The organism is Amycolatopsis sp. FDAARGOS 1241 (assembly GCF_016889705.1).
Classification (GTDB): Bacteria; Actinomycetota; Actinomycetes; order Mycobacteriales; family Pseudonocardiaceae; genus Amycolatopsis.
In genome coordinates this window covers 1510231-1530381 of sequence record NZ_CP069526.1, presented here as the reverse complement: position 1 = coordinate 1530381, position 20151 = coordinate 1510231, and the positions used below count along the sequence as shown (strand labels likewise).

The window sequence follows — 20151 nt, the reverse complement described above, 5'->3', positions numbered from 1 at the left end:
TCCAGCTCGTCAGAACAGGTCGAAGTACTCACGGTGCTCCCAGTCGGTGACCGTGCGCTCGAACCGGGCGATCTCGGCTCGTTTGACGGCGGCGTAGTAGGCGACGAACTGCGCGCCCATCGCGGTGGTGAGCGCCGTGTCCGCCTCCAGCGCGTCGACGGCTTCCCGCAGGTTCGCGGGCAGCCGGCCGGCTTCGGTCGTGTACGGGTCGTCGGCCGACTGCGGCAGCGCCAGCGCGCCGTCGACGCCCGCCAACCCCGAATGCAGCTGCGAAGCCATGTAGAGGTACGGGTTCGCCGCCGACTCGCCGACCCGGTTCTCGATGTGCGTGGACCCGTCCTCGGCCCAGCCGACGAGCCGGATCATCGCACCGCGGTTGTCCCGCGCCCACGCGATCCGGTCGGGCGCCATCGAGTACGGCGCGAACCGCTTGTAGCCGTTGATGGTCGGGTTGGCGAACACGCAGGCCGCGCTCGCGTGCGCGAGCTGGCCGGCGATGAACTGCCCGCCCAGCGCGGAGATGGCGCCCTCGCCGTCGGCCGGGACGAACGCGTTGCGCCCGCCCTCGTGCTCGACCAGGCTCTGGTGCAGGTGCCAGCCGCTCGACTTGCTGTCGGGGACCTGAGGCCGGCACATGAACGTCGCGTGGTAGCCGGTGCGGCGCGCCAGCTGCTTGACGGCGCTGCGCAGCAGCACCATCGCGTCGGCCGACGCGAGCCCGGCGGCCGGGTCGAGCGTGACCTCCAGCTGGTTGGCGCCCAGTTCCACCTCGATGCTGCGCAGCTCGATGCCCATCCGCTCCAGCACCTCGCGGATGCGGCTGGTGACGGGCTCGACCTCGTCGCCGAGGTTCTCGCTGAGCAGCTGGTTGCCCTGGTTGATCGGTTCGACGGGGGTGGGGGTGGTGGTGCAGCGGCCGATGCCGTCACCGTTGGGGTCGTGCTCGGCACGGCGGTAGAGGTGGAACTCGATCTCGAGTCCGGTCACGTAGTCGAACCCGGCCGCGCCGGCGCGTTCCAGTGCCGTGCGGAACACCCCGCGGCTGCAGAAGGGCACCTGTTCGCCGTTCTGGAACCGCAGGTCGCACAGGAGGCGGGCGGTGTTCTCGGCCCACGGCACGAGGTGGAACGTCGTGGGGTCCGGCACCATCACCACGTCGGCCGCGCCCGCCATCTCGGCGACCCCGAGGCCGCCGTCGGCGTTGAAGGCGGAGAACACGGTGGTGCCGGACGTGTCCTTCGACAGCAGCGTCGACACGCAGGTGAGTCCACTCCGGAACACGCTCGGCAGCGCGCTCGCCGGCACCGTCTTGCCGTGCAGCACGCCGTGCTGGTCCACGAAGGACACCCGCAGCGTCCGGACGCCCTCGGCCTCGACGCGGGCGGCGACCGCTCCAGCGGCTTCCTGCTGCTCTTCGGTCCACAGCCCGAACTTCTCGATGAACCCCATGGCGGCGGCCCTCAGTCCTGCGAACGGTCGTAGGCGTCGGGCGACTGTGAGCGATCGGGTTCGAGCTCCGAACCGGGCACGCCCGCCGGTCCGGTCGCGAGCGCCGCCTGCAGGTGCGAGGCCCACGGGCTCGCCTTGCGCAGATCGGCGATCGAACTCGCCCAGTAGTTCTCCCACTCGCCGGTGGGGCCGATGCCGTCGAGCGGGATCGGGCCACGGCTCTCGACGTCGGCGGTGTCCTTGAGCAGCGTGTCGGGGCTGCCGCCCTCGGCCACGGTGTCGATGGCCTGCAGCGCCATGCGGCGGTAGGTCACGATCGCGCGGTCGGAGCGGCTGAGGTGCTCGCGGCTGCGGTCGTAGACGTAGCCCTGGCCCTCGACGGCCATCTGGTCGTGGACGTTGATGTCGCGCCCGAGCCCGGTGTAGGTCTGGGTGCGCTGCTCCTCGAAGTCGAACCGGTAGTTGTTCGCGCGGTTGCGCACCGGCTTGTAGTCGGGCAGCGTGATGCCGTCGAGCCGCTGCTCGCGCATGGTCTTCTGGTCCACGGGCTCGTCGAGGCTCGTGAACATCGCGTACCAGTAGCAGGACACGTCGTCGATCGGCACGTGCCACTGCGTGATCGCCATGGTCGAGCTCAGCGGGATCGTGATGCCGTGCGGGAAGACCTGGTGGGTGATCCGCACGTGGGTCGACGAACCGTCGAGACCGTCTTTGTCCAGCTTGCGCAGGGCCACGATCCGCTGGCCGTACTCGGTGCGGGCGTTGAGGATCTCAGGCCGGCCGTACTCACGCAGGATCTTCGTCATCGGCAGGTTCGTGCCGAGGGAAGCGCCGCGGAACTGCTTGCCGTAGCTGTCGGCGGTGTCCTCGTCCTCCTCGAACCGGTGCAGGTACGATGCGTGAGCCGGGTCGATGCCGACTTCCAGCGCCTGCAGCCAGTTGCAGTCGAGGTAACCCTTGAACGCGAAGGTGTACTCGGCCGGCGCGATGAAACAGTCGAGCGCGGGCAGGTTCGGCGGCTCGCCCTCTCCGAGGTAACCCCACACGATGCCGTTGCACTCGCGTACCGGGTACGAGCGGATCTTCACCTTGTCCTTGAGCTTGCTGTCCTCGGGCTCGGCCGGAGTGTCCATACAGGACCCGTTGCCGTTGAACAGCCAGCCGTGGAAGTAGCAGCGCAGGCCGCCGTCTTCCAGACGGCCCAGGGAGAGGTCGGCGCCGCGGTGGGCGCAGCGGCGGTCGATGAGCCCGAGTGAGCCGTCGGCGTTCTTGAACAGCACCAGGTCTTCGCCGAGCACCCGCAGCGGGACGACGGGGCGTTCGGTCGCCAGCTCTTCGGTCAGCGCCACCGGCTGCCAGTACAGCCGCATCCAGTCACCGCCAGGGGTGCCGGGCCCGGTTTCGGTGATCTTCCGGTTGTCGTCCGCGCGCATGACAGCGTTCTCCTCGCGACCTCGTCGTCCAGCGTGGTGGGCCGGTAGTTCAGGAAGGTGTTCAATTAACGAACACTTGGTTCTGATGTGAGCACTGTAGGCACGCCCGCTCGGTCGCCGCAAGAGTTCACCGGCGGTCGGTGTTATATTTTGTGACAGAGTGTGCGTTAATCGAACATACGCACTTGTTCGAACACAGACAGTTGGTGAACGGAGCTAGGTGGAGTGTCGAAGCTCAACGCGCGCGACGAGGCCCGCCGGGCGGCCCGCGAGGTGGACGGCAACAACCGCGCGGACTACTCGGAAGCCCTGGAACGCGGTCTGCTCGTGCTGACCGCGTTCGACCACACCGAGGAGCGGCTCACGCAGGCACAGCTGGCGCGCAAGCTCGAACTGCCGCGGGCGACCGTGCGCCGGGCCCTGCTCACGCTGGCGCACCTGGGCTACGTGGTGGCCGACGACAAGGCGTACCGGCTGGCCCCGAAGGTGCTCACGCTCGCGTCGGCGTACCTGACCACCAATCCCGTGAGCCAGGTGCTGCAGCCGCAGTGCGACCGGCTGGCCGAACAGTTCCAGGCCTCGTGCACCGCGGCGGTCCTCGACGGGCCGGTGGCTGTGATGATCGCGCGGGCGTTGCCGCGCCACACCCTGCCCATCGGTTCCGGCCTCGGGTTCCAGGTCCCCGCCGTGCAGTCTGCGCTGGGGCTCGTGCTGCTCAGCGGACTCGACGACGAGCGTCGCCACCAGCATCTGGTGACGCACGCCGGTCTCGACGACGCCGGCGTCGCGGCTTTGGAGAAGAAGATCACGGAGGTCGGCGAGGCCGGTTCGGCGTATGTCGCCCACGAGGTCGAGGCCGGGTTCCACTCGGCCGCGGTGCCGCTGCACCGCTGGGACGGCACGCCGATCGCCGCGCTCAACATCGGCACGAGCGTGGAGCGGATTTCCGAGGCGGACATGCGGGCACGCGTGCTGCCTGTGCTGCGGGAAACGGCGGAGGAGTTGCAGCCGCAGCTCGTGTGATGTCCGGGGGCTGCGGAACCCTTGGCAGGCCGACGTTTCCGGAGTGGTGCCGCGCCGCCGGCGATTCGGGTTATTAAGTTGCAAGTGTTGACTGTAACGCAACTCCGACATTACTGTCCCTCACACCGATCGCCCGGGCGTTCCCCGGACACCCCTCCCACCGCAGGTGCTTTCGCTGTACCTTCCCCGAAGGACTGAGCATGGAGATCCACGAAGCGCTGTACACGACCCGGATGATGCGCCGGATGCGGAAGGACCCGATCCCGCTCGACGTGCAGAGCCGGATCCTCGACGCGGCGATCCGGGCCCCCAACGGCGGCAACACGCAACGGTGGCACTTCCTCGCCGTGGACGACCCCGCGACGAAGCAGGAGCTCGCCGAGCTCTACCGCGAGTGCCGCGCCCGCGAGTACCGCGACATCGCAGCCGGCGCCCTGGGCACCACCCGCCACGATTCCGAAGCGCACGCCGCGACGATGCGCAAGATCAAGGCCTCGGGCGATCACTTCGCGGCCAACTTCGCCGACCTCCCGCTGCTGCTGTTCGTCTTCGCCATCGACGACCACGGCGGCGCCAACATCTACCCCGCCATCTGGAGCGCCCTGCTCGCCGCCCGCGCCGAAGGCGTCGGTGGTGTGATCACCACAGTCCTGCGCTATGAAGCGGACACCGTGCTGAAGCTGCTGGGCGTCCCCGAGGGCGAAGGCTGGGAGATGACGGCGATGCTGGCGATGGGCTACCCGCTCGGGCGCTGGGGCGTCGCCGCCAACCGCAGGCCAGTGCACGAGGTGAGCAGCCGCAACCGCTGGGGCAGCCCGATCGGCACCACCGCCGCCGGCCCCCTGTGGAACTTCCCGCGAGACTGATCACAAAGGACTCTCCACCCTCGGGATGCCGCCGGGCGTTTCACCATCCTCCACGCCCGGCGGCGCCCCGTCCCTCGCCGCGACCGGCCCGGCCGGCGCGCCCTTCGAACGTGCCCTGAGAACGGCGGCGCGTCTGGTGCGGCCCGCGAGCTTCCACCACATGCGTCACTGCACAGCGACGCCACGCATCCCCGACCCGTTCGGTCTCCACCGAGAGCCGCCCTCGCCACGACCGGATCTCCCACCGACGCTCACTTCACAACACGCCCGCTTCCGCACGGGAGACGCGGCGATTGCGCACCAGCGCGCTGCGCGGGCCACCTTGCCATCGGACCTGGCATCGGCGCGCTCACTTCCGTTCCGAAGTGAACTGTCCACTGCAGACTCGCCCGGCAGGCCGATCCGGCGAGTACCACCACTCCAGACCGCGATGCCGACAACGTCGTCGCACCAGCGAAGGGAATTCCCGTGACCACCTCGAGATCCCCGGAGATACCGCTCGTCTCAGTGGACCGGACCGAACCGCGGTACCGGCCCGTGCCGGCGTGGACCGTGCTGCTCCTGCTGGCCGTCTTCATGATCTTGAACTTCGCCGACCGCATCTCCCTGGCCCTGGCCGCGCAGCCGCTGATCAAGGAGCTGCATTTGTCGGCGGCGCAATTCGGGTTGATCAGCAGCTCGTTCTACTTCCTCTACAGCATCAGCGCCGTCGGCGTGGGGTTCCTCGCGACGCGGCACGTGCCGTTGAAGTGGCTGCTGTTCGTGATGTCGCTGCTGTGGGCGGCCACACAGCTGCCGGTGTTCTTCTTCGCGGGCGGCGGCGTGCTGCTCGGCACCCGCATCGGGCTCGGCGCGGCCGAGGGGCCGGCGACGGCGGTCGCCAATTCCACCGCGTACAGCTGGTTCCCGCGGGAGAAACGCGGGCTGCCCACGGCTGTCCTCACTTCGGGCGCGTCGCTCGCCAAGATCGTGGCCGCTCCCCTGCTGACTTTGCTGATCGTGCACTCCGGCTGGCGGTCGGCATTCCTGGCGCTTGGGCTCGCGGGCCTGGTGTGGTGCGCGGTGTGGCTGTTCGCCGGGCGCACCGGCCCGTTCGCCGTCACGCCGGCGGCACCGCGGAAGGAAGAACGCGCGGAACGCCGCCGGACGTTCCTGAAGGTGGCCACCAGCCGCACGTTCATCGTGCTGCTGATCGCGACCTACCCGATGTACGCGCTGATCTCCGTGGTGTTCAGCTGGTTCCCGTCCTACCTGCAGGCGGGCCTGCACTTCTCGCCGATCACCTCGGGTTTCCTGTTCGGCCTGCCCAGCGTGATCGGCATGGTGTTCATGCTCGGCTCCGGCTGGCTCACCGACCGGCTCCTCGCCCGCGGTGTGTCGGCGCGCGTGGCCCACGGCCTGGTGCCCACGCTGGCGCTCGCGCTGGGCGGTGTCCTGCTCGCCGTGCTGCCGCTGGCCGGCAGCTCCCGCTACCTCGCGTACTTCGTACTCATCGCCGGCTACTGCCTCACGCTCGTGGCCCAGCCGATCGTGTACGCGGCGATCGGCACGGCGGCCGCACCCTCGCAGCGCACGAGTGTGCTGAGCCTGTTCATCGCGCTGCAGAGCACGTCGGGCATCATCGCGCCGTGGGCGACCGGCGCGCTGCTCGACCACGCCGACAACCAGGTCGACGGGTACAACACCGCTTTCGTGGTCATCGGCGTCCTGTGCGCTGCCGGCGGTGTGGTGGCGGCCTTCTTCGTCGACTCCGGCCGCGACTCGGCGCGCGACTCGGCGCGAGCCTGACGCGCCCGCACCCCCACCGGGAAAGCGTCCGGTGGGGGTGCCGCGTGGACGAGGTCAGACCCGCGCGATCAGCTTGATCTCCACGAGCTGCTCGGGAAAGGCGAGCCGCGTCGTGCCGACCAGGGTGCTGGCGACCTGCGGATCCTCCCTTCCGTAGGCCGCCTTGCGCACGGGCCCCGCCACGGCGAAGGCCGCGTCGATGTCGAGCACGTAGAGCACTTCTTCGACGACGTCGGCCAGCGACGCTCCGAAGCGCTTCAGCAGCTCCGTCGCGTTCTCGTACGAGCGGCGCATCTGCGCTTCCATCGCCGAGAAGTCCGTGACCGCGCCGTTCTCGTCCACCGGTGCGGGCGCGACGAGCTGGTCGCCGTCGTGCGCCAGCTGGCCCGAGACGTAGATGGTGTCACCGTGCTTCACGGCCTGGGCGTAGCCGTAGATACCTTCCCACGGGACACCGAAGTTCTCCGTGGCCCTCTCGATCGGCTTGGTCATGGGGGTCAGCCTTCCTGCTGGGTGATCATCACCTCTGGGGCGAACACTACGAGCCGCTTCACCGTGGTCACCAGACGTGCCGATGCCAGAATGGGCAAGGATCGTGCCACTGCCGGTAACCTGGCGGGAGGGAGCCGTCGCGCTCCGGATCCGGAGGAAGCCCTTGTCCCGCACCGAGCAGCTGACCGTGGCGCTCCTCGCCGTGCCCCGGGTCATCCCGCTCGACTTCAGCATCCCCGTCCACCTCCTCGGCGGTCAAGCCGGCTATCGCGTCCTCGTGTGCGGCGACGAGCGGGACGCCGCGGCCGGCATCACGCCCACCCATCCGCTCGCCGACGTGCCCGAAGCCGACATCGTGATCGTGCCGGGCTACGAGGAACCGGAAGCACCGCTGCCCGAGGAGTACCTGGACGCGATCCGCCGCAGCGCCGACCGCGGCGGGCGCGTGGTCGCGATCTGCACCGGCACGTTCGCGCTCGCGCAGGCGGGGATCCTCGACGAGCGCGAAGCCACCACGCACTGGCGCTTCCTCGCGTCGCTGCGCGAGCGGTACCCGCTCGTGCGGGTGATTGAGAACCAGCTTTTCGTGGAACACGGCAAGATCCTCACGTCGGCGGGCGCCGGGGCGGGTATCGACGCGTGCCTGCACCTGATCCGCACCGACTTCGGCGAGGCGGCCGCGCACGAAGCCGGCAAGGACGTCGTCGCCGCGCCCGCCCGCGACGGTGCGCAGCCGCAGTACGTCGACGTGCTCACGTCGCCGCGGGCGAACCTGTCGGCCACGCGCAGCTGGGTCATGGAGCACATCGGCGACCCGATCACGGTGCAGCGCATGGCCGAGCGCAGCAACCTGCCGCGGCGCACGTTCATCCGCCGCTTCGAGCTCGAGACGGGCATGTCGCCGATGCGCTGGGTCGTCAGCCACCGCATCCTCAGCGCGCGCCGGCTCCTCGAGACGTCCGACTGGCCGATCGAACGCATCGCCGCCGCCACCGGGTTCGGTACGGCCGCCAACTTTCGCGCCAGCTTCCGGCGAGAGGTGGGCACCACACCGACCACGTACCGCCGCACCCACTCGGTGAACGGCCGAACACCGGAAGGGCTGACGCCCGACCCGCGGTAATCACGCTCCGTGCATCCACAAAGGACTGTTACTCGACGCGGTGACACCCGTTACCGGTCGATGACGGAGCCATGGCCGTCCGGTGCGGTGCTCCCGGGACCGTGGCTCCCGCGATCAAACGACTGACTGCGTGTGCAGCTATGACACTGGTCGCCGCGAAGGTGTTCGCCGCTCCCGCCTCGGCGGCGGCCACCGAGCCGACCCTGGACTGGAAACCGTGCGCGGAGGTGTTCAAGGACTGGGCGGACGCTTCGCAGGGCGACACCACGATGGACTGTGCCACCGTCGCCGTGCCGGTCGACTAGTCGAGACCCGGCGGGCGCTTGCTCACCGTCGCCGTTTCCCGGTTGAAGGCCAAGGATCCGGCGAAGCGCAAGGGCGCGATCGTCGTGAACCCCGGCGGGCCCGGTGGCACCGGGATCACCTACCCGCTGCGCCTCACCTCACGCGGGCCGGCCCCTTTGAACACCGACTTCGACCTGATCGGCTTCGACCCGCGCGGCGTCGGGTACAGCGACCGGATCGACTGCGACGTCGACTTCCACGCCGATCTCCCGCCGACGGCCACCGACCAGGAGTTCCTCACGGCGATCTTCGACGCGAACGCGAAGTTCAACGAACAGTGCGCGGCGAAGGACCCCGACTTCGTCCAGCAGCTGACCACGGCGAACGTCGCCCGTGACGTCGACTCGATCCGCGCCGCGATGGGCGAGCAGAACATCGGCTTCTACGGTGCCTCCTGGGGCACGGCGCTCGGCGCGGAGTACCGGACGCTGTTCGACAGCCACGTGTCGGCCATGTGGCTCGACTCCGTCATGCCGCCGTCGATGAACCTCGCCGCGATGGACGACGACGTCGCAGACGTGCGGGAGAAGCGGGCCGCCCAGTTCTTCGACTGGCTCTCCCACCACGACGCCGAGACCACTTCGGCACCACTACCGCCGCGGTGCGCGCGAAGTTGTTGGCCTTGCGCGACGAACTCGCGAAGAACCCGCGGAAGGCCGGCGACACCTACTACAACGGCCGCTCGGTCGGCGACCTGATGATCTCTTCGGTCGAGGGGTTCACCGACGCGGCGACGTCCCTCGCCGAACTGCAGGAAGGTGACACTCCGCAAGGGGCCCCGGCTCGGGCGGCCACCCAGCGGCTCTTCGGCGCGGACGCCGGGTTCGACCCGTTCAACGTCCTGCAGTACAACGCCGTGATGTGCAACGACGGCACCGGGAGCCACAACGCGAACGAGATCTGGGCCGACGTCCAGCGCCGGGTGCAGACCGACCCCGTCAGCGGGTACCGGGCCGACACCGCCCTCTTCTGCGGCAGCTGGCCCTGGGTGGCGAAGCCGTGGCAGCTCACCCCGGGTCACAGCCCGCTGCAGCTGTCCGGTCACCTCCAGGAGGACACCACGCCGTACGTGTGGGCAGTGGCCATGCACAAGCAGGTCGGCGGCGGGTTGCTCACCATCGACGACGACGTCCACGGCTCCTTGCCCGACCTGCCGTGCGCGCAGCAGGCGATCGACTTCTTCCACACCCGCCGCACGCAGAACGGAGCATGCCGATGAACGCACCACTCCTGAGCCGCGCACTCGTCTTGCTCGCGGTGGCGGCCGCCGCACTCACCACGGCGGGCACGGCGTCGGCGGCTTCGACCACGTTCGCGGGCACGGCGACCACCGGCGGCTGTTCGGGCTTCCTCGTGCGCTCACCCGCGTCGCGACCCGGCGACCCGGCGCCCGTGCTCACCAACGGCCACTGCTTCGCCGGCACCCGTCCCGTGCCGGGTGAGGTGCTGGCCGACCGGCCGACGAACACCCCCGTTCACCTGCTCGACGCCGCGGGCGCACCGGCGGCCGTCGTCGTCGCCACGAAAGCCTTGTACGTGGGCATGACCGGCACGGACGTCACGCTCTACCGGCTCGACCGCACGTACGCCGGCCTCGATCGCGACTACCAGGTGCGGCCGCTGCCGCTGGCGACGCAACGACCGGCGCGGGGACCGCGATCGAGGTCGTTTCCGGGGCGCTGGAACAGAAGTACTCATGCCGGCTGGACGGGCTCGTCTACCGCGTGCTCGAGTCCGGGTACTCGACGACCGACGTGCTGCGGTACGCGCCGGAGTGCGCGACGGTCCCGGGCACGTCGGGGTCGCCGGTGGTCGACATCGCGACCGGGCAGGTGATCGGGATCAACAACACCAGCAACCGCGAAGGCGCGCAGTGCACGCTGAACAACCCCTGTGAGATGGCCCGGTCCGGCGCGATCAGCGTCCACAAGGGAATCGGTTACGACGACGAGACGTACTGGTTCACCACGTGCCTGTCCGCGGGCAGCCGGCTCGGTCTGCGCAAGCCCGGCTGTCTGCTGCCGCGGCCCGGGGAAAATTCGTCAACCGTACGTGTGCACTGAAATCATTGACAGCCGCCGCGCGCACTGCCTACGGTTCCATGGCACGTCGACGTGCCGTGAAATGAGGGAGTGCCGAACGTGACTGCGCCGAAGGTCGCCATCATCTACTACAGCTCGACGGGCACGGTTCACGCGCTCGCGCAGGAATACGCCGCCGGCGCCGAGGACGCGGGCGCCGAGGTGCGCGTGCGGCGCGTGGCCGAGCTCGCCCCGCCGGAGGCGATCGCGTCGAACCCGGCGTGGCAGGCGCACCACGACGCCGTGCGCGCCGAACCGGTGGCGACGACCGACGACGTGCTGTGGGCCGACGCGGTGGTCTTCGGCTCGCCCACGCGGTTCGGCAACGTGTCGGCTCAGCTCAAGCAGTTCCTCGACACGCTGGGCGGCCAGTGGGCGCAGGGCCTGCTGGCGGACAAGGTGTACTCCGGGTTCACCTCGACCGCGACGGCACACGGCGGCCGCGAGTCGACGCTGCTGGCGCTGTACAACACGGTGCACCACTTCGGCGGCATCCTGGTGACCCCGGGCTACACCGACCCGGTGCAGTTCGCCACCGGCACGCCGTACGGGCCGTCGCACGCCGACGGGCAGGGCACGATCCCGATCAGCGACGACACGAAGGCGTCGGCCCGGTTCGCCGGGCGGCGAGTCGCCACCGTCACGCGGGACCTGCTGGCCGGCCGCGCGGCCGCTTGAACCCACGGCTTCGAGTCCATGGCTTTGAATCGGCGGTTTCAAGTCCGCAGTTCTTGAGTCCTCAGAGGAGGGACGGCGGCGACCCGTCCCTCCTCATCTCTGCGCGGCTTCGACGAACGAGCTCATCAGCCGGGCGGCGTCGGTCCCGCTGAGGCCGCTGTCGCGGGCGAGGGATCGCCACGTGCCGAACGCCAGCGCGTGCCGGATGGCGGCGACCAGGAACTTCCGGCGGCCGCGCTCCGGAGCCCAACCGGCGGAGAGGATCTTCGTGGCGGAGTCGAGGAATTCCCCCAGGCCGGCGAGCGCACGCTCGACCGAGGGCATCTCGACGGCGTCGCGCAGGCAGTTGACGAGCATCGGCTCCACACCCGAGTAGAAGCGGTAGAGCTCGCGCAGGGCCCGGGCGAGGCGGTCGGCGGGTTCGGCGACCGCCGCCCACGAGTCGAGGCTCGGCCACGGGTGGTCGGTCCAGAAGTGCGCGGAGCAGGCGGCGATCTGGTCGTCTTCGGTGGGGAAGTACCGGTAGACGGTGTGCCGCTGCACGCCCGCGAGCTCGGCGATGGCCGCGATCGTCGTGCGCGCAGGCCCGATCGACTCGTGCAGCTGGACGATCGTCTCGGTGAGCCGGCGGCGCGTGTCCTCCATCGCCTCGGCCCGCCGGCTCATCCGGTAGGTCCGGGTCGTCTTCTCCACTGCCATCCTTCGCTCCTCGCCGCGCGTTCTCCCAGCGTAGCCGGTGTTGTCGGCAGCCCCTGGCACCCTGACGGGCATGAGCAACGACCTGTCCGCCGAAGCCGCGGAGTTCGCCCGCCCGCTCGTCCACGGCGGTTTCACGTCGGCCGAGGACGTCGCGGTCGCGATCACGGAGTACCTCGAGCCGGACGTGTCCTTCGAGGACGCTCGCGCCGTCGTCGCGCGCCTGTGGGCGCAGCGGCTCGCGGAGCAGGAGTCGTGGCCGGCGGTCACCGACCCGGACCGCCTGCTGACCGCGTTCTCCGCGCTCGAGCGCCGCGCCATCGTCGCCCGCGCCGGCTTCGCGTGTTGCCAGAACTGCGGCTTCGCGGAGATCGGCGACGAGGCCGGCCCCGAGGACCGGGGTTTCGAGTTCTTCCACGAACAGGACACCGCGCACGTCGCGGAGGGCGAAGCGCTGCTGCTGTCCTACGAACCGCTGACCGAAGCGGCCGTCGGCACGGCGGAGGTGGGGCGCGAGGTCGTGTCGGTTCTGGAGGCGCACGATCTGCGCGTCGAGTGGGAGGATCGCCGGAGGAGCGGATCAAGGTCGAGCTGGAGTGGCGGAAGCGGTTGCCGAAGGGCTGACCACCGCCGCGAGACCGGGACCCTCCTGGACGTCCGGACCACACTCGGCGGCGGAAACCGAGTGGTGGGAGTGGGGCCGGATGGACGAGGCACCTGAGGCCGGGCAGCAGCTTCCAGTCCGCGGGCCGTGGCGGTGGGCAATGCGTCGTTCCTGGGCGTGGGGTACCTCCTGCTCGGGCCGCGGCTGCGCACCGCGCTGAACGCGGTGGGCACGACGATCTTGGCGGTGCTGCCGGCGACGACGTTCCGGACCGGTGGTTCGAAATCGGGGTGCTGGTGTGGTGGGCGAGCTCCGTCGTGCGCGGGTGGGTCATCGCCGGCGGGCCGGGACGGGGTGGCGGCCCGTGGTGGCAGTGGCCGGCCGCGGGGGCGGCCGCGGTACCGGTGCTGCTGGTGGCGGCACTGGTCGGCGTGGACGCCACGGCGATCGCGAGCGAGGTGAGCGTTGCGAAAGCCGCCGCGGACTGCGCGCGGGCCACGAAGCGCTCGATCGCGTGTGGTTCGGCCACCGGCTGGTCAACGCCTCCGCGACCGCGGCCGGCGACGCGACCGCGCAAGCCTGCCGCCTCGACGAAGCGAGCCGGGACCTCACCGGCGGCCTGCCGGGCAACGCCGGGCAGTGAAGACCCGGTTCGACGCGCTGACGCCTGTCCGCGTGGAGCTGCCCGGCCACGTCCGCATGGCCGACGTCGTCCTGGAACGGTTCCTGCGCGCGCTGCCCGGCCAGTAACCGTGCGACATCGCCGCGGACACCGACTGGCTGCGGATGCAGCGAGGCAACGACGCGCGCACCACCGCGGTGCTCGCGCGCGTCCGCCCGGGGGCACTCGTCGCTTGCGATCTCCTGCCGGCCGCAGGCGACTGGCAGCACTCCGAACCCGGTACCAGCAGGCGCTCGACCAGTACCCGCACAGCGCCGGGACCGCCAAGGCCACCGACGGCCTCAGAAAAGCCACACTGGCGCGCGAACTGGCCAACGTCCGCGCCCTGCTGCAGCGCTCCCGGTACGGCACCGAACCGGCCGCTACAGCGGCGCCGCGCGGTACGGCAAGGGCACCAACCGCGCGCTGTTCACCGGCGGTGGTGACTTCACCGGCCGCCTGCCCGCCGAGTGGCGCACCGACGACGCGACTCAGTCCGTCCTCGTCGTCTGCGCCGGTGAACCCGAGGACGGCATCGCGGTCCGGACATGCACGAGAACAAGACGTGCCCCGAATTCCCGCACGAGGTGACGTTCCCCAAGGTCGCCATCCCGGTGAAGGCCTACGAGCTGCGCACCGGGCGGCTCGTCTCCGACACTAAAATCGAGATCGGCGGCACGAGCTGCCCCCGGACCATGCACTACACGTCGTACCCGTCCACCGACCTCGGCCCACCCTCGGACCTGCAGGTGGAGGCGTCGGCCGCCGACGTGCGCGCCGCCTTCGCCGGCCTCGTCACGCCCTGATCCACAGTGGACTCACGCGGAGGGCAGGGGTTTGCCGGGATCCAGCTCGACGCCGCCCGTGCGCAGGGTGTCGTCGAGGATGTGCCAGGTCCAGCGGGCCAGCAGCGTGGCCAGTTCGGCTTCGCCGAGATCGCGGGGGTTTTCGAGCCAGCGGGCCGTGCTCGACTCGACGAGCCCGACGACCCCGTACGCGATCGCCTCCGCGGGCCGCGTGTCCAAGCCGAACCGGGCGAGGTAGCGCTCGAACAGCGTGGTCAGCTGCCGGGCGATCGCGGTCTTCACGTCGGCGACGACGTCGCGCGTGCCGGAGTGGCCCGACAGCGAGTGGCGGGTGAGGTAGCGGTAGAGGTTGGCGTGGTCGGCGAGCCAGCGCGTGTGCGCGCCGATCGCGTGCTCGATCATCTGCCTCGGCGCGCCCGGTGGGTCCCACAACGGGGTGAATTCCGTGGTGATCAGCTCACCCGCTCGTTCGGCGATGGCGCGTTGCAGGTCGGTGGCGCCGGCGAAGTGCTTGTACAGTCGCGTACGCGCGACACCCGCCTCCTCGGCGATCTGTTCCGTCGACACACCAGGCCCGTGCCGCGCGATCGCCCGCAGCCCCGCCTCCACGAACTCCCGGCGGCGCCGTTCCCGCTGGCCGGCCCAGCGCGCCGCCCGCCCGTCGGCCTTGCGCGGGGAGCCCGGAGTCGTCATCGGCGGGAAGTGTAGCGCCGCCGGGGATATCCGCTACACTTCTGTACCTGTTACTTTAGGTATCGATCGATCACGGGGAGTGGTCGAGCCGCCTGGAGCAACGAGGGGAACAGCAGGGGGAACCATGAGCCACCCGGAAACGCCGATCTTCGAAACCTTGATCACCGAAGCCGGCCTCGACTGGCCCGACGAGCCACCGGCCGAAGAGCCGTCCTGACCGGAGAGCCCTCCGCGGGCTCTCTCACGCGCCGAGATCGGCGAGCAACCGGTTCAGCACGCCCTCATTGCCGGGCAACGAAAAATGATCCACGCCGGGGTTGTCGTTGAGCCGGTACGAGCAGCACGCCATCCCCGCCCACACCCGGCTGGCCTCGTTGGTGAGGTCCTCCTGGTTGCCGTCGCCGTCGCGCGTGATCATCGTGGCGGGTCCCCCGGCAACCTGGCCGGCAGTGAGGTTCGGCAGACGCGCTCCGACAACCGTCGGCACTCCCGAGCTTTTCGGCGGTCACGTCGACGTCCGGGAAGTGCGCGGGATCGGTGAACTTCACGAAGTCGGTGTAGTACTTCGCCAGCGCTGCCGCGACGGGCAGACGGGCGTCGGCAAACAAGCGCGGATAGTCGACCGGGGTGTAGGAACGGCCGGTGGACTCGTCGACGACCACGGTTTCGCGATCGCCGAACACCCTCGGGTCGGCGGTGCTCAGTTACGTCGTCGGCGCGGTGAGGTACATCCCGGCGCTGCTGCGAGCGTTCGCCGGCGTCGTGGGATTCGTGAAGTCGAGGATGTTCAGGCCGGTGAACACCGTCGCGTACAACAGCCGCTGGCCGCGTAGGTTGCCGGCGATCGAGGTGAAGCCCTGGATGTAGCGGGCGCACCACGCGCGGCTCGTGTGCGTGAGCAGGTACTGCGCGTAAAGCGGCCCGTTGGAATGGCCGACGAGCCGCACGGGGTGATTGCCGTTGGCGCGTGAGTTCTGCTCGATCAGGTCGATGGTGCGCTCGACGAACCCGCCGAGGTCAGGGGTGCGGCGCGCGTCGTAACCGGCGACGCGGATGTCGCGGTCGCGCTGGTACCCGTGGGCGTCGAGAGTGCGGTACAGCGGTTCGTAGAACGGCGCACTGGTGGTCTTGCCGTAGTCGAGCACCCGCACGTCGACACCCGGCTGCTCGGAGAAACGCTCGGTCATCGGCACGAACGGGTCGCCGCTGTAGCGCAGGGTCAGCAGCTCGTCCTGGCAGACCTGGCTGAACGCGGTGCTCGGGTGATCGTTGCCGTAGTAGTCCACGAAGGAGCCCGACCGCGGGCACGCCGGGTGGGTGGCCTGACCGTGGACCGTGACCTGGAGCTTGGTCAGGCGGAAGGCCGGGAAGAGGACAACAGGGATGCGCCCGGGTGCGGCCGTGGCCGCGGGCGCCACCGCGACCACGCCCAAGACGGCGAGCGCGAACGAGATCACCACACACAGTGCTTTTCCGCTCACCCGATGAACTTTCCCGGAGTTGATCTTGGCGTCAAGGGTCGGGGTCGGGTGAGCGACCGTTCGGCCATCCATTGTGGACGACGGGCATAAAGGAGCCATGGCACCGGCGGTGTGCGTCGTCGCGCGACCGGACCTCGGGTTCGGGGAGTTCGTGGCCTACGTGCGGCAGGCGAAGCGGCTCGGGTTCGCCGAGCTGTGGGTGGTCGAGGACTGCTTCTTCCGTGGCAGTATCGCGCAGGCGGCGGTGGCACTCGCGAAAACGGAGCGCATCCGCATCGGCGTGGGGGTGTTGCCGGCCGGCGCGCGGAACCCGGCGTTCGCGTGCCTCGACCTCGCGACGCTCGCCGGGCTGTTCCCCGGGCGGCTGCTCGTCGGGATCGGGCACGGGATGCCGGAGTGGCTGCGGCAGGCAGGGGCGTGGCCGGCGAGCCCGTTGACGCTGCTGCGCGAATATTTCACGACCGTGCGGGCGATCCTCGGCGGCGCTTTCGTGACCTTCGACGGTGCGGTGGTCCGGTTGCGGGACGTGCGGTTGCAGAGCCCGCCGGCCGTCGTGCCGCCGCTGTTCGCCGGGGTGCGCGGGCCAAGGTCGCTCGCGGTGGCGCGCGAGGTGGCCGACGGGACGATCCTGGCCGAACCCGTGACGCCCGAGTATCTGCGGGCCGTGCGCGAGATCGTCGGGACGGACCACGAGCTGGTGGCCTACAACGTCGCCGCGGTGGACGACTCCCCCGCGCGCCCGGGCCCTGGCGCGGCCGGCGCTGGCGGCGATCGGCGAGCCGGACTGGGCGCCGCACCTGGCGCCGTTGCCGTTCGCTCGCGAGTTCGCCGAGCTGCGCGCGCGAACGGCATCGCGGGAGGGATTCGCCGCGGCGTTGCCGGACGATTGGGTCGACCAGTTGGCCGTGGTCGGCACGCCGGCGGACGCGGCGGCGCGGCCGGCGGCGCTGGAAGCCGCCGGCGCGGAGCACGTCGTGCTCATCCCGGCGGGCCAGGACCTGGCCGCGCTCGCGCGGGTGCTTCCGTATCGCTGACCGGAACAGCCGGGCTCCGAAACCTACTCGGAAACGGTAAAGTAGGCGACAAAGCCCGGTTCACCCACGTTCCCACTAGCGGAACACCAGCAGAATCCCGAGGACCACCGGTTTGAGCACCCACAGTACAGCCGGACGCAAGCCCGCCGCTTCGCCCGACAGCTCCGGCACCGAAGCGGCCGCCCGGGTCGCCGACGTCCTCCTGCTGTTCACCGGCGGACCCCGGTACCTGGGGGTCAGCGCGATCAGCCGGGAGCTCGGCCTGGCCAAGGCCGTGGTGCACCGGATCCTGCAGTCGCTGGTGTCGCGCGAGATGCTGGCCACCGACCCGGGCGTGTCGGGCTACCGCCTCGGCCCGGCCGCGGTGGCGCTGGGCGCGAGCGCGCTGCGCCGCTTCGACGCGCGCACGGTCGCCACACCGGTGCTGAGGCGGCTGCGCGATGAAACCGGCGAGACGACGACGCTGTCCGGCTTGGTCGGTGATGAACGGGTGTACCTCGACCAGTTCGAAAGCCCGCGCGAGATCAAGATGACCGTCGAGATCGGGCGGCGGTTCCCGTTGCACGCGGGTTCTTCGGGGAAGGTGATCCTGGCGTTCCTGCCGGGTGATCGGCGGGAGGCCTTGCTGGCTCGCGACTTGCCGGCGTTGACGGAGAAGACGATCACGACCGCGGATGAGCTGCGGGGGGCGTTGACGGAGACGGCCCGAGAGGGGGTGGCGGTGTCTCTTGGGGAGCGTCAGCCCGGGGCCGGGTCGGTGGCGGCGCCGTTGTTCGGGCCGGATGGGGAGGTGCACGGGTCGATCAGTATCTGCGGGCCGCAGTATCGGTTCACGCCCGAGGCGGTGGCGCGGTATCGGGGGTTGGTTCGGGATGCTGCGGGGGAGATTCGGGATAGTTGGGCTTGGTTGCGTGAGTCTGGGGATGTTGGGGGACGGTGAAGGTGCGGTCCTGCGCGGGGCGCGGTTGGTGTTCGGTGGTGATGCGGTCCTGCGCGGGGGCGTGTCGCGTGGCGTATGCACCCCGAAGCGCGAGTGTGACTACGGCCGCTGACCCCGTGTCAAGGCGGGAAAGCGTGCCTTGACACGGGGTCGGCGGCCGTGTGGAGGCTTCGGATCGAGGTGCTGGGCAGGGGCTGGGCGCATCCTTATTGCGTAGTTTGCCGGCGGTGTCGTACGCGTGGTGCGTCGCCGGGCGAGGTGCCTGGCAGCGGCGGGGGGATCGTCGTTGCGTAGTTTGCCGGCGGTGTCGTACGCGTGGTGCGTCGCCGGGCGAGGTGGCGGGCGGGCTGGGGGGCATCGTCGTTGCGTGGTTTTGTGGCGGATTCGTAGGTGGGGGTCTGTTGCGTGGGTGGTGGGTGGGTCCTCCTCGAACGGTGACGGAGGGCCCACCCACCAAGCACAGCGAAGGGGATCAGCGGCCGCGCTTTACGTAGCGGCCGATGGGGTCGCCGGTGATTTTGCCGTCGGTGTAGACGTGGTGGCCGCGGACGAAGGTGTCGGTGACTTTGGCGGTCATGTCGAAGCCTTCGAACGGGGTGTACTCCTGGGTGGACTCCGAGTCGGCGGCGTGGACGGTCCAGCGGACGTCCGGGTCGACGAGGGCGAAGTCGGCGTCGTAGCCTTCGGCGATGGTGCCCTTGCGGGTCAGGCCGTAGCGGCGGGCGGGGTTGGTGGCAGTGAGCTGGGCGATGCGCTGCAACGACAAGCCGCGCTTGGTGCCTTCGCCCACGAGGCCCGGCAGGAGGTATTCGGCGCCGCCGAAGCCGGACTTGGCGAGGAAGACGTCGTCCCGGTCGGCGCCGAACTTGAGTTCGTCGCGGCAGCACGCGTGGTCGCTCACGATCCAGTCGACCTCGCCGGCCAGGACGTGGCGCCAGAGGGCCTCGACGTCCTCGCGTTCGCGCAGCGGCGGGTTCACCTTGCCGCCGATGCCGGATGCGGTGTCGACGTCCGCGAGCAGGTGGCCGATCGTCACCTCGCGGCGGAAGTCGATGTGCGGGAACGCCGAAGCCATCGTCAGCGCCGCCGAGAGGGCCTTCTCCGAAGACAGGTGCAGCAGATTGATGTTCGGCAGCCCCGTCTCGTGCGCGAGGTACGACGCGATGGTCACCGCGAGGCCCTCGGAGTGCGGCGGCCGCGAAGCGCTGTACGCGCGCAGGCCCGTCAGCGACTTGTCCTGTTCGACCAGCTTCGTGTACGCGGTCATGATCTCGGCCGTCTCGCAGTGCAGCGAGAGCGACAGGTGCGGCGCGTACTCCGTGAGGATCTCGCGCGCGTTCTGCACGCCGCGCATCACGAACTCGAAGTGCGCGATGTCGTAGCGCTCGTCCGGCGGGATCATCAGGAAGTCGCTCTGGCTGGTGGAGCGCCCGTGCAGGCCGTGGCTGCCGTAGAACATGAAGATCTTGAACGACGTGACGCCGTGTTCCTCGACGAGGTACGGGATCTCCGAGATGTGCTCCGAGCTCATCGGCGCGAGGTGGAAGGCGTAGTCGACGTACGCATTGCCCTCGGCGGCCGACAGCACCTCGGGGAAGAAGTCGCGGTAGCTGCCACCCTTGTTGAGGTAGTACTGGCCCGTGCGCATGTACGTCAGCGAGGTGGTGACGCCGCCCTGCGCGCTCGCGCGGCTTTCGGTGCGGGTGTCGGTGGCGAGCTCGTTGTAGATGCCCCAGTGCTGGTGTGCGTCGACGACACCGGGGAACGCCAGCAGGCCGCGGCCGTCGACCACGCGGGCGGCGTCGTCCTCGGGCAGGTCCGGCGCCACCCGCGTGATGGTGCCGTCGGCCACGGCGATGTCCACGCGTTCCGGCTGAGTGCCCTCGGGGTCCTCGGGCCGGATGACGCGGACGTTCTTCACGAGCAGTTCCGTGGTTGCCATTCTTCTCCTCTGCTTG

Annotated in this window: 23 protein-coding genes; 15 read left to right on the top strand and 8 right to left on the bottom strand. The window is 70.0% G+C overall.

Annotated features, from left to right (window positions below; genetic code table 11):
- Positions 1–9: 9 nt before the first annotated feature.
- Both I6J71_RS07520 and I6J71_RS07515 read right to left on the bottom strand, forming a co-directional pair.
- Positions 10–1449, bottom strand: a complete 1440-nt coding sequence (locus I6J71_RS07520; protein ID WP_204094059.1) for a glutamine synthetase family protein — start codon at positions 1447–1449, stop codon at positions 10–12.
- 11 nt (positions 1450–1460) lie between these two features.
- Positions 1461–2882 (bottom strand): aromatic ring-hydroxylating dioxygenase subunit alpha, encoded by a 1422-nt coding sequence (locus I6J71_RS07515; protein WP_204094058.1) that lies wholly within the window; start codon positions 2880–2882, stop codon positions 1461–1463.
- Positions 2883–3107: 225 nt separating this feature from the next.
- On the opposite strand from I6J71_RS07515, the gene I6J71_RS07510 reads away from it, so the two are divergent.
- The 3 genes from I6J71_RS07510 (at position 3108) to I6J71_RS07500 (ending at position 6559) form a co-directional block, all read left to right on the top strand.
- On the top strand, positions 3108–3905 hold the full coding sequence (locus tag I6J71_RS07510; protein WP_204094057.1) for an IclR family transcriptional regulator C-terminal domain-containing protein: 798 nt from the start codon (positions 3108–3110) through the stop codon (positions 3903–3905).
- Positions 3906–4105: 200 nt separating this feature from the next.
- Positions 4106–4771 (top strand): nitroreductase family protein, encoded by a 666-nt coding sequence (locus I6J71_RS07505; protein WP_204094056.1) that lies wholly within the window; start codon positions 4106–4108, stop codon positions 4769–4771.
- A 468-nt stretch (positions 4772–5239) separates the two neighbouring features.
- The gene (locus I6J71_RS07500) at positions 5240–6559 is read left to right on the top strand and encodes an MFS transporter (RefSeq protein WP_204094055.1); all 1320 of its coding nucleotides are present in this window, start codon (positions 5240–5242) and stop codon (positions 6557–6559) included.
- Positions 6560–6613: 54 nt separating this feature from the next.
- On the opposite strand, the gene I6J71_RS07495 is transcribed toward I6J71_RS07500, so the two are convergent.
- Positions 6614–7051 (bottom strand): Rid family hydrolase, encoded by a 438-nt coding sequence (locus I6J71_RS07495; protein WP_204094054.1) that lies wholly within the window; start codon positions 7049–7051, stop codon positions 6614–6616.
- Between the two features lie 163 nt (positions 7052–7214).
- On the opposite strand from I6J71_RS07495, the gene I6J71_RS07490 reads away from it, so the two are divergent.
- From I6J71_RS07490 to wrbA, 7 genes are all read left to right on the top strand, one after another.
- Positions 7215–8174, top strand: coding sequence for a GlxA family transcriptional regulator (locus I6J71_RS07490; protein WP_204094053.1), 960 nt, complete (start codon positions 7215–7217; stop codon positions 8172–8174).
- 140 nt (positions 8175–8314) lie between these two features.
- Entirely contained in the window at positions 8315–8479 is a 165-nt protein-coding gene (locus I6J71_RS07485; protein ID WP_204094052.1) for a hypothetical protein, read from the top strand.
- An 18-nt stretch (positions 8480–8497) separates the two neighbouring features.
- Positions 8498–9217 (top strand): alpha/beta fold hydrolase, encoded by a 720-nt coding sequence (locus I6J71_RS07480; RefSeq protein WP_204094051.1) that lies wholly within the window; start codon positions 8498–8500, stop codon positions 9215–9217.
- The gene (locus tag I6J71_RS07475) at positions 9142–9738 is read left to right on the top strand and encodes an alpha/beta hydrolase (RefSeq protein WP_204094050.1); all 597 of its coding nucleotides are present in this window, start codon (positions 9142–9144) and stop codon (positions 9736–9738) included. The genes I6J71_RS07480 and I6J71_RS07475 overlap by 76 nt, the downstream gene beginning before the upstream one ends.
- Positions 9735–10355 (top strand): hypothetical protein, encoded by a 621-nt coding sequence (locus tag I6J71_RS07470; protein WP_204094049.1) that lies wholly within the window; start codon positions 9735–9737, stop codon positions 10353–10355. The genes I6J71_RS07475 and I6J71_RS07470 overlap by 4 nt, the downstream gene beginning before the upstream one ends.
- Positions 10328–10582 carry a hypothetical protein gene (locus I6J71_RS07465; RefSeq protein ID WP_204094048.1) on the top strand — a complete coding sequence of 85 codons (255 nt, stop codon included), beginning with the start codon at positions 10328–10330 and terminating at the stop codon, positions 10580–10582. Before I6J71_RS07470 ends, I6J71_RS07465 begins: the two co-directional genes overlap by 28 nt.
- 78 nt (positions 10583–10660) lie before the next feature.
- Positions 10661–11278 (top strand): NAD(P)H:quinone oxidoreductase, encoded by a 618-nt coding sequence (wrbA, locus tag I6J71_RS07460; protein WP_204094047.1) that lies wholly within the window; start codon positions 10661–10663, stop codon positions 11276–11278.
- 93 nt (positions 11279–11371) lie between these two features.
- Here wrbA and I6J71_RS07455 read toward each other — a convergent pair whose 3' ends face one another.
- Positions 11372–11977 (bottom strand): TetR/AcrR family transcriptional regulator, encoded by a 606-nt coding sequence (locus I6J71_RS07455; RefSeq protein ID WP_204094046.1) that lies wholly within the window; start codon positions 11975–11977, stop codon positions 11372–11374.
- A gap of 70 nt (positions 11978–12047) precedes the next feature.
- Between I6J71_RS07455 and I6J71_RS07450 the strand changes: the two genes are divergently transcribed.
- The 3 genes from I6J71_RS07450 (at position 12048) to I6J71_RS07445 (ending at position 14045) form a co-directional block, all read left to right on the top strand.
- Positions 12048–12695: a hypothetical protein gene (locus I6J71_RS07450; RefSeq protein WP_204094045.1), complete on the top strand. Its 648-nt coding sequence runs from the start codon at positions 12048–12050 to the stop codon at positions 12693–12695.
- A 397-nt stretch (positions 12696–13092) separates the two neighbouring features.
- Positions 13093–13221: a hypothetical protein gene (locus I6J71_RS49685; RefSeq protein ID WP_255570792.1), complete on the top strand. Its 129-nt coding sequence runs from the start codon at positions 13093–13095 to the stop codon at positions 13219–13221.
- A gap of 566 nt (positions 13222–13787) precedes the next feature.
- The gene (locus I6J71_RS07445; protein WP_204094044.1) at positions 13788–14045 is read left to right on the top strand and encodes a hypothetical protein; all 258 of its coding nucleotides are present in this window, start codon (positions 13788–13790) and stop codon (positions 14043–14045) included.
- Between the two features lie 12 nt (positions 14046–14057).
- On the opposite strand, the gene I6J71_RS07440 is transcribed toward I6J71_RS07445, so the two are convergent.
- The 3 genes from I6J71_RS07440 to I6J71_RS07430 all read right to left on the bottom strand — a co-directional run bounded on the left by I6J71_RS07440 (position 14058) and on the right by I6J71_RS07430 (position 16219).
- Entirely contained in the window at positions 14058–14738 is a 681-nt protein-coding gene (locus I6J71_RS07440) for a TetR/AcrR family transcriptional regulator (protein WP_204094043.1), read from the bottom strand.
- 241 nt (positions 14739–14979) lie between these two features.
- Positions 14980–15156, bottom strand: coding sequence for a hypothetical protein (locus I6J71_RS07435; protein WP_204094042.1), 177 nt, complete (start codon positions 15154–15156; stop codon positions 14980–14982).
- A 286-nt stretch (positions 15157–15442) separates the two neighbouring features.
- Complete coding sequence (locus tag I6J71_RS07430) at positions 15443–16219, bottom strand: hypothetical protein (protein WP_204094041.1); 777 nt, start codon at positions 16217–16219, stop codon at positions 15443–15445.
- A gap of 97 nt (positions 16220–16316) precedes the next feature.
- Here I6J71_RS07430 and I6J71_RS07425 point away from each other — a divergent pair, with 97 nt between their 5' ends.
- Together I6J71_RS07425 and I6J71_RS07420 are read left to right on the top strand one after the other, a co-directional pair.
- Positions 16317–17369 carry an LLM class flavin-dependent oxidoreductase gene (locus tag I6J71_RS07425; RefSeq protein WP_239154501.1) on the top strand — a complete coding sequence of 351 codons (1053 nt, stop codon included), beginning with the start codon at positions 16317–16319 and terminating at the stop codon, positions 17367–17369.
- Entirely contained in the window at positions 17366–18193 is an 828-nt protein-coding gene (locus I6J71_RS07420; RefSeq protein ID WP_204094040.1) for an IclR family transcriptional regulator, read from the top strand. Before I6J71_RS07425 ends, I6J71_RS07420 begins: the two co-directional genes overlap by 4 nt.
- A 472-nt stretch (positions 18194–18665) precedes the next feature.
- Here I6J71_RS07420 and I6J71_RS07415 read toward each other — a convergent pair whose 3' ends face one another.
- Positions 18666–20135: a dihydroorotase family protein gene (locus I6J71_RS07415; RefSeq protein WP_204094039.1), complete on the bottom strand. Its 1470-nt coding sequence runs from the start codon at positions 20133–20135 to the stop codon at positions 18666–18668.
- Positions 20136–20151 lie beyond the last annotated feature (16 nt).

Bases quoted from the DNA above. Each gene is read 5' to 3' on its own strand.
- I6J71_RS07435 (WP_204094042.1), bottom strand. From the start codon at position 15,156: ATGATCACGCGCGACGGCGACGGCAACCAGGAGGACCTCACCAACGAG.
- I6J71_RS07455 (WP_204094046.1), bottom strand. From the start codon at position 11,977: ATGGCAGTGGAGAAGACGACCCGGACCTACCGGATGAGCCGGCGGGCC.
- I6J71_RS07470 (WP_204094049.1), top strand. From the start codon at position 9,735: ATGAACGCACCACTCCTGAGCCGCGCACTCGTCTTGCTCGCGGTGGCG.
- I6J71_RS07495 (WP_204094054.1), bottom strand. From the start codon at position 7,051: ATGACCAAGCCGATCGAGAGGGCCACGGAGAACTTCGGTGTCCCGTGG.
- I6J71_RS07485 (WP_204094052.1), top strand. From the start codon at position 8,315: ATGACACTGGTCGCCGCGAAGGTGTTCGCCGCTCCCGCCTCGGCGGCG.
- I6J71_RS07440 (WP_204094043.1), bottom strand. From the start codon at position 14,738: ATGACGACTCCGGGCTCCCCGCGCAAGGCCGACGGGCGGGCGGCGCGC.
- I6J71_RS07515 (WP_204094058.1), bottom strand. From the start codon at position 2,882: ATGCGCGCGGACGACAACCGGAAGATCACCGAAACCGGGCCCGGCACC.
- I6J71_RS07505 (WP_204094056.1), top strand. From the start codon at position 4,106: ATGGAGATCCACGAAGCGCTGTACACGACCCGGATGATGCGCCGGATG.
- I6J71_RS07520 (WP_204094059.1), bottom strand. From the start codon at position 1,449: ATGGGGTTCATCGAGAAGTTCGGGCTGTGGACCGAAGAGCAGCAGGAA.
- I6J71_RS07450 (WP_204094045.1), top strand. From the start codon at position 12,048: ATGAGCAACGACCTGTCCGCCGAAGCCGCGGAGTTCGCCCGCCCGCTC.
- I6J71_RS07425 (WP_239154501.1), top strand. From the start codon at position 16,317: ATGGCACCGGCGGTGTGCGTCGTCGCGCGACCGGACCTCGGGTTCGGG.
- I6J71_RS07415 (WP_204094039.1), bottom strand. From the start codon at position 20,135: ATGGCAACCACGGAACTGCTCGTGAAGAACGTCCGCGTCATCCGGCCC.
- I6J71_RS07445 (WP_204094044.1), top strand. From the start codon at position 13,788: ATGCACGAGAACAAGACGTGCCCCGAATTCCCGCACGAGGTGACGTTC.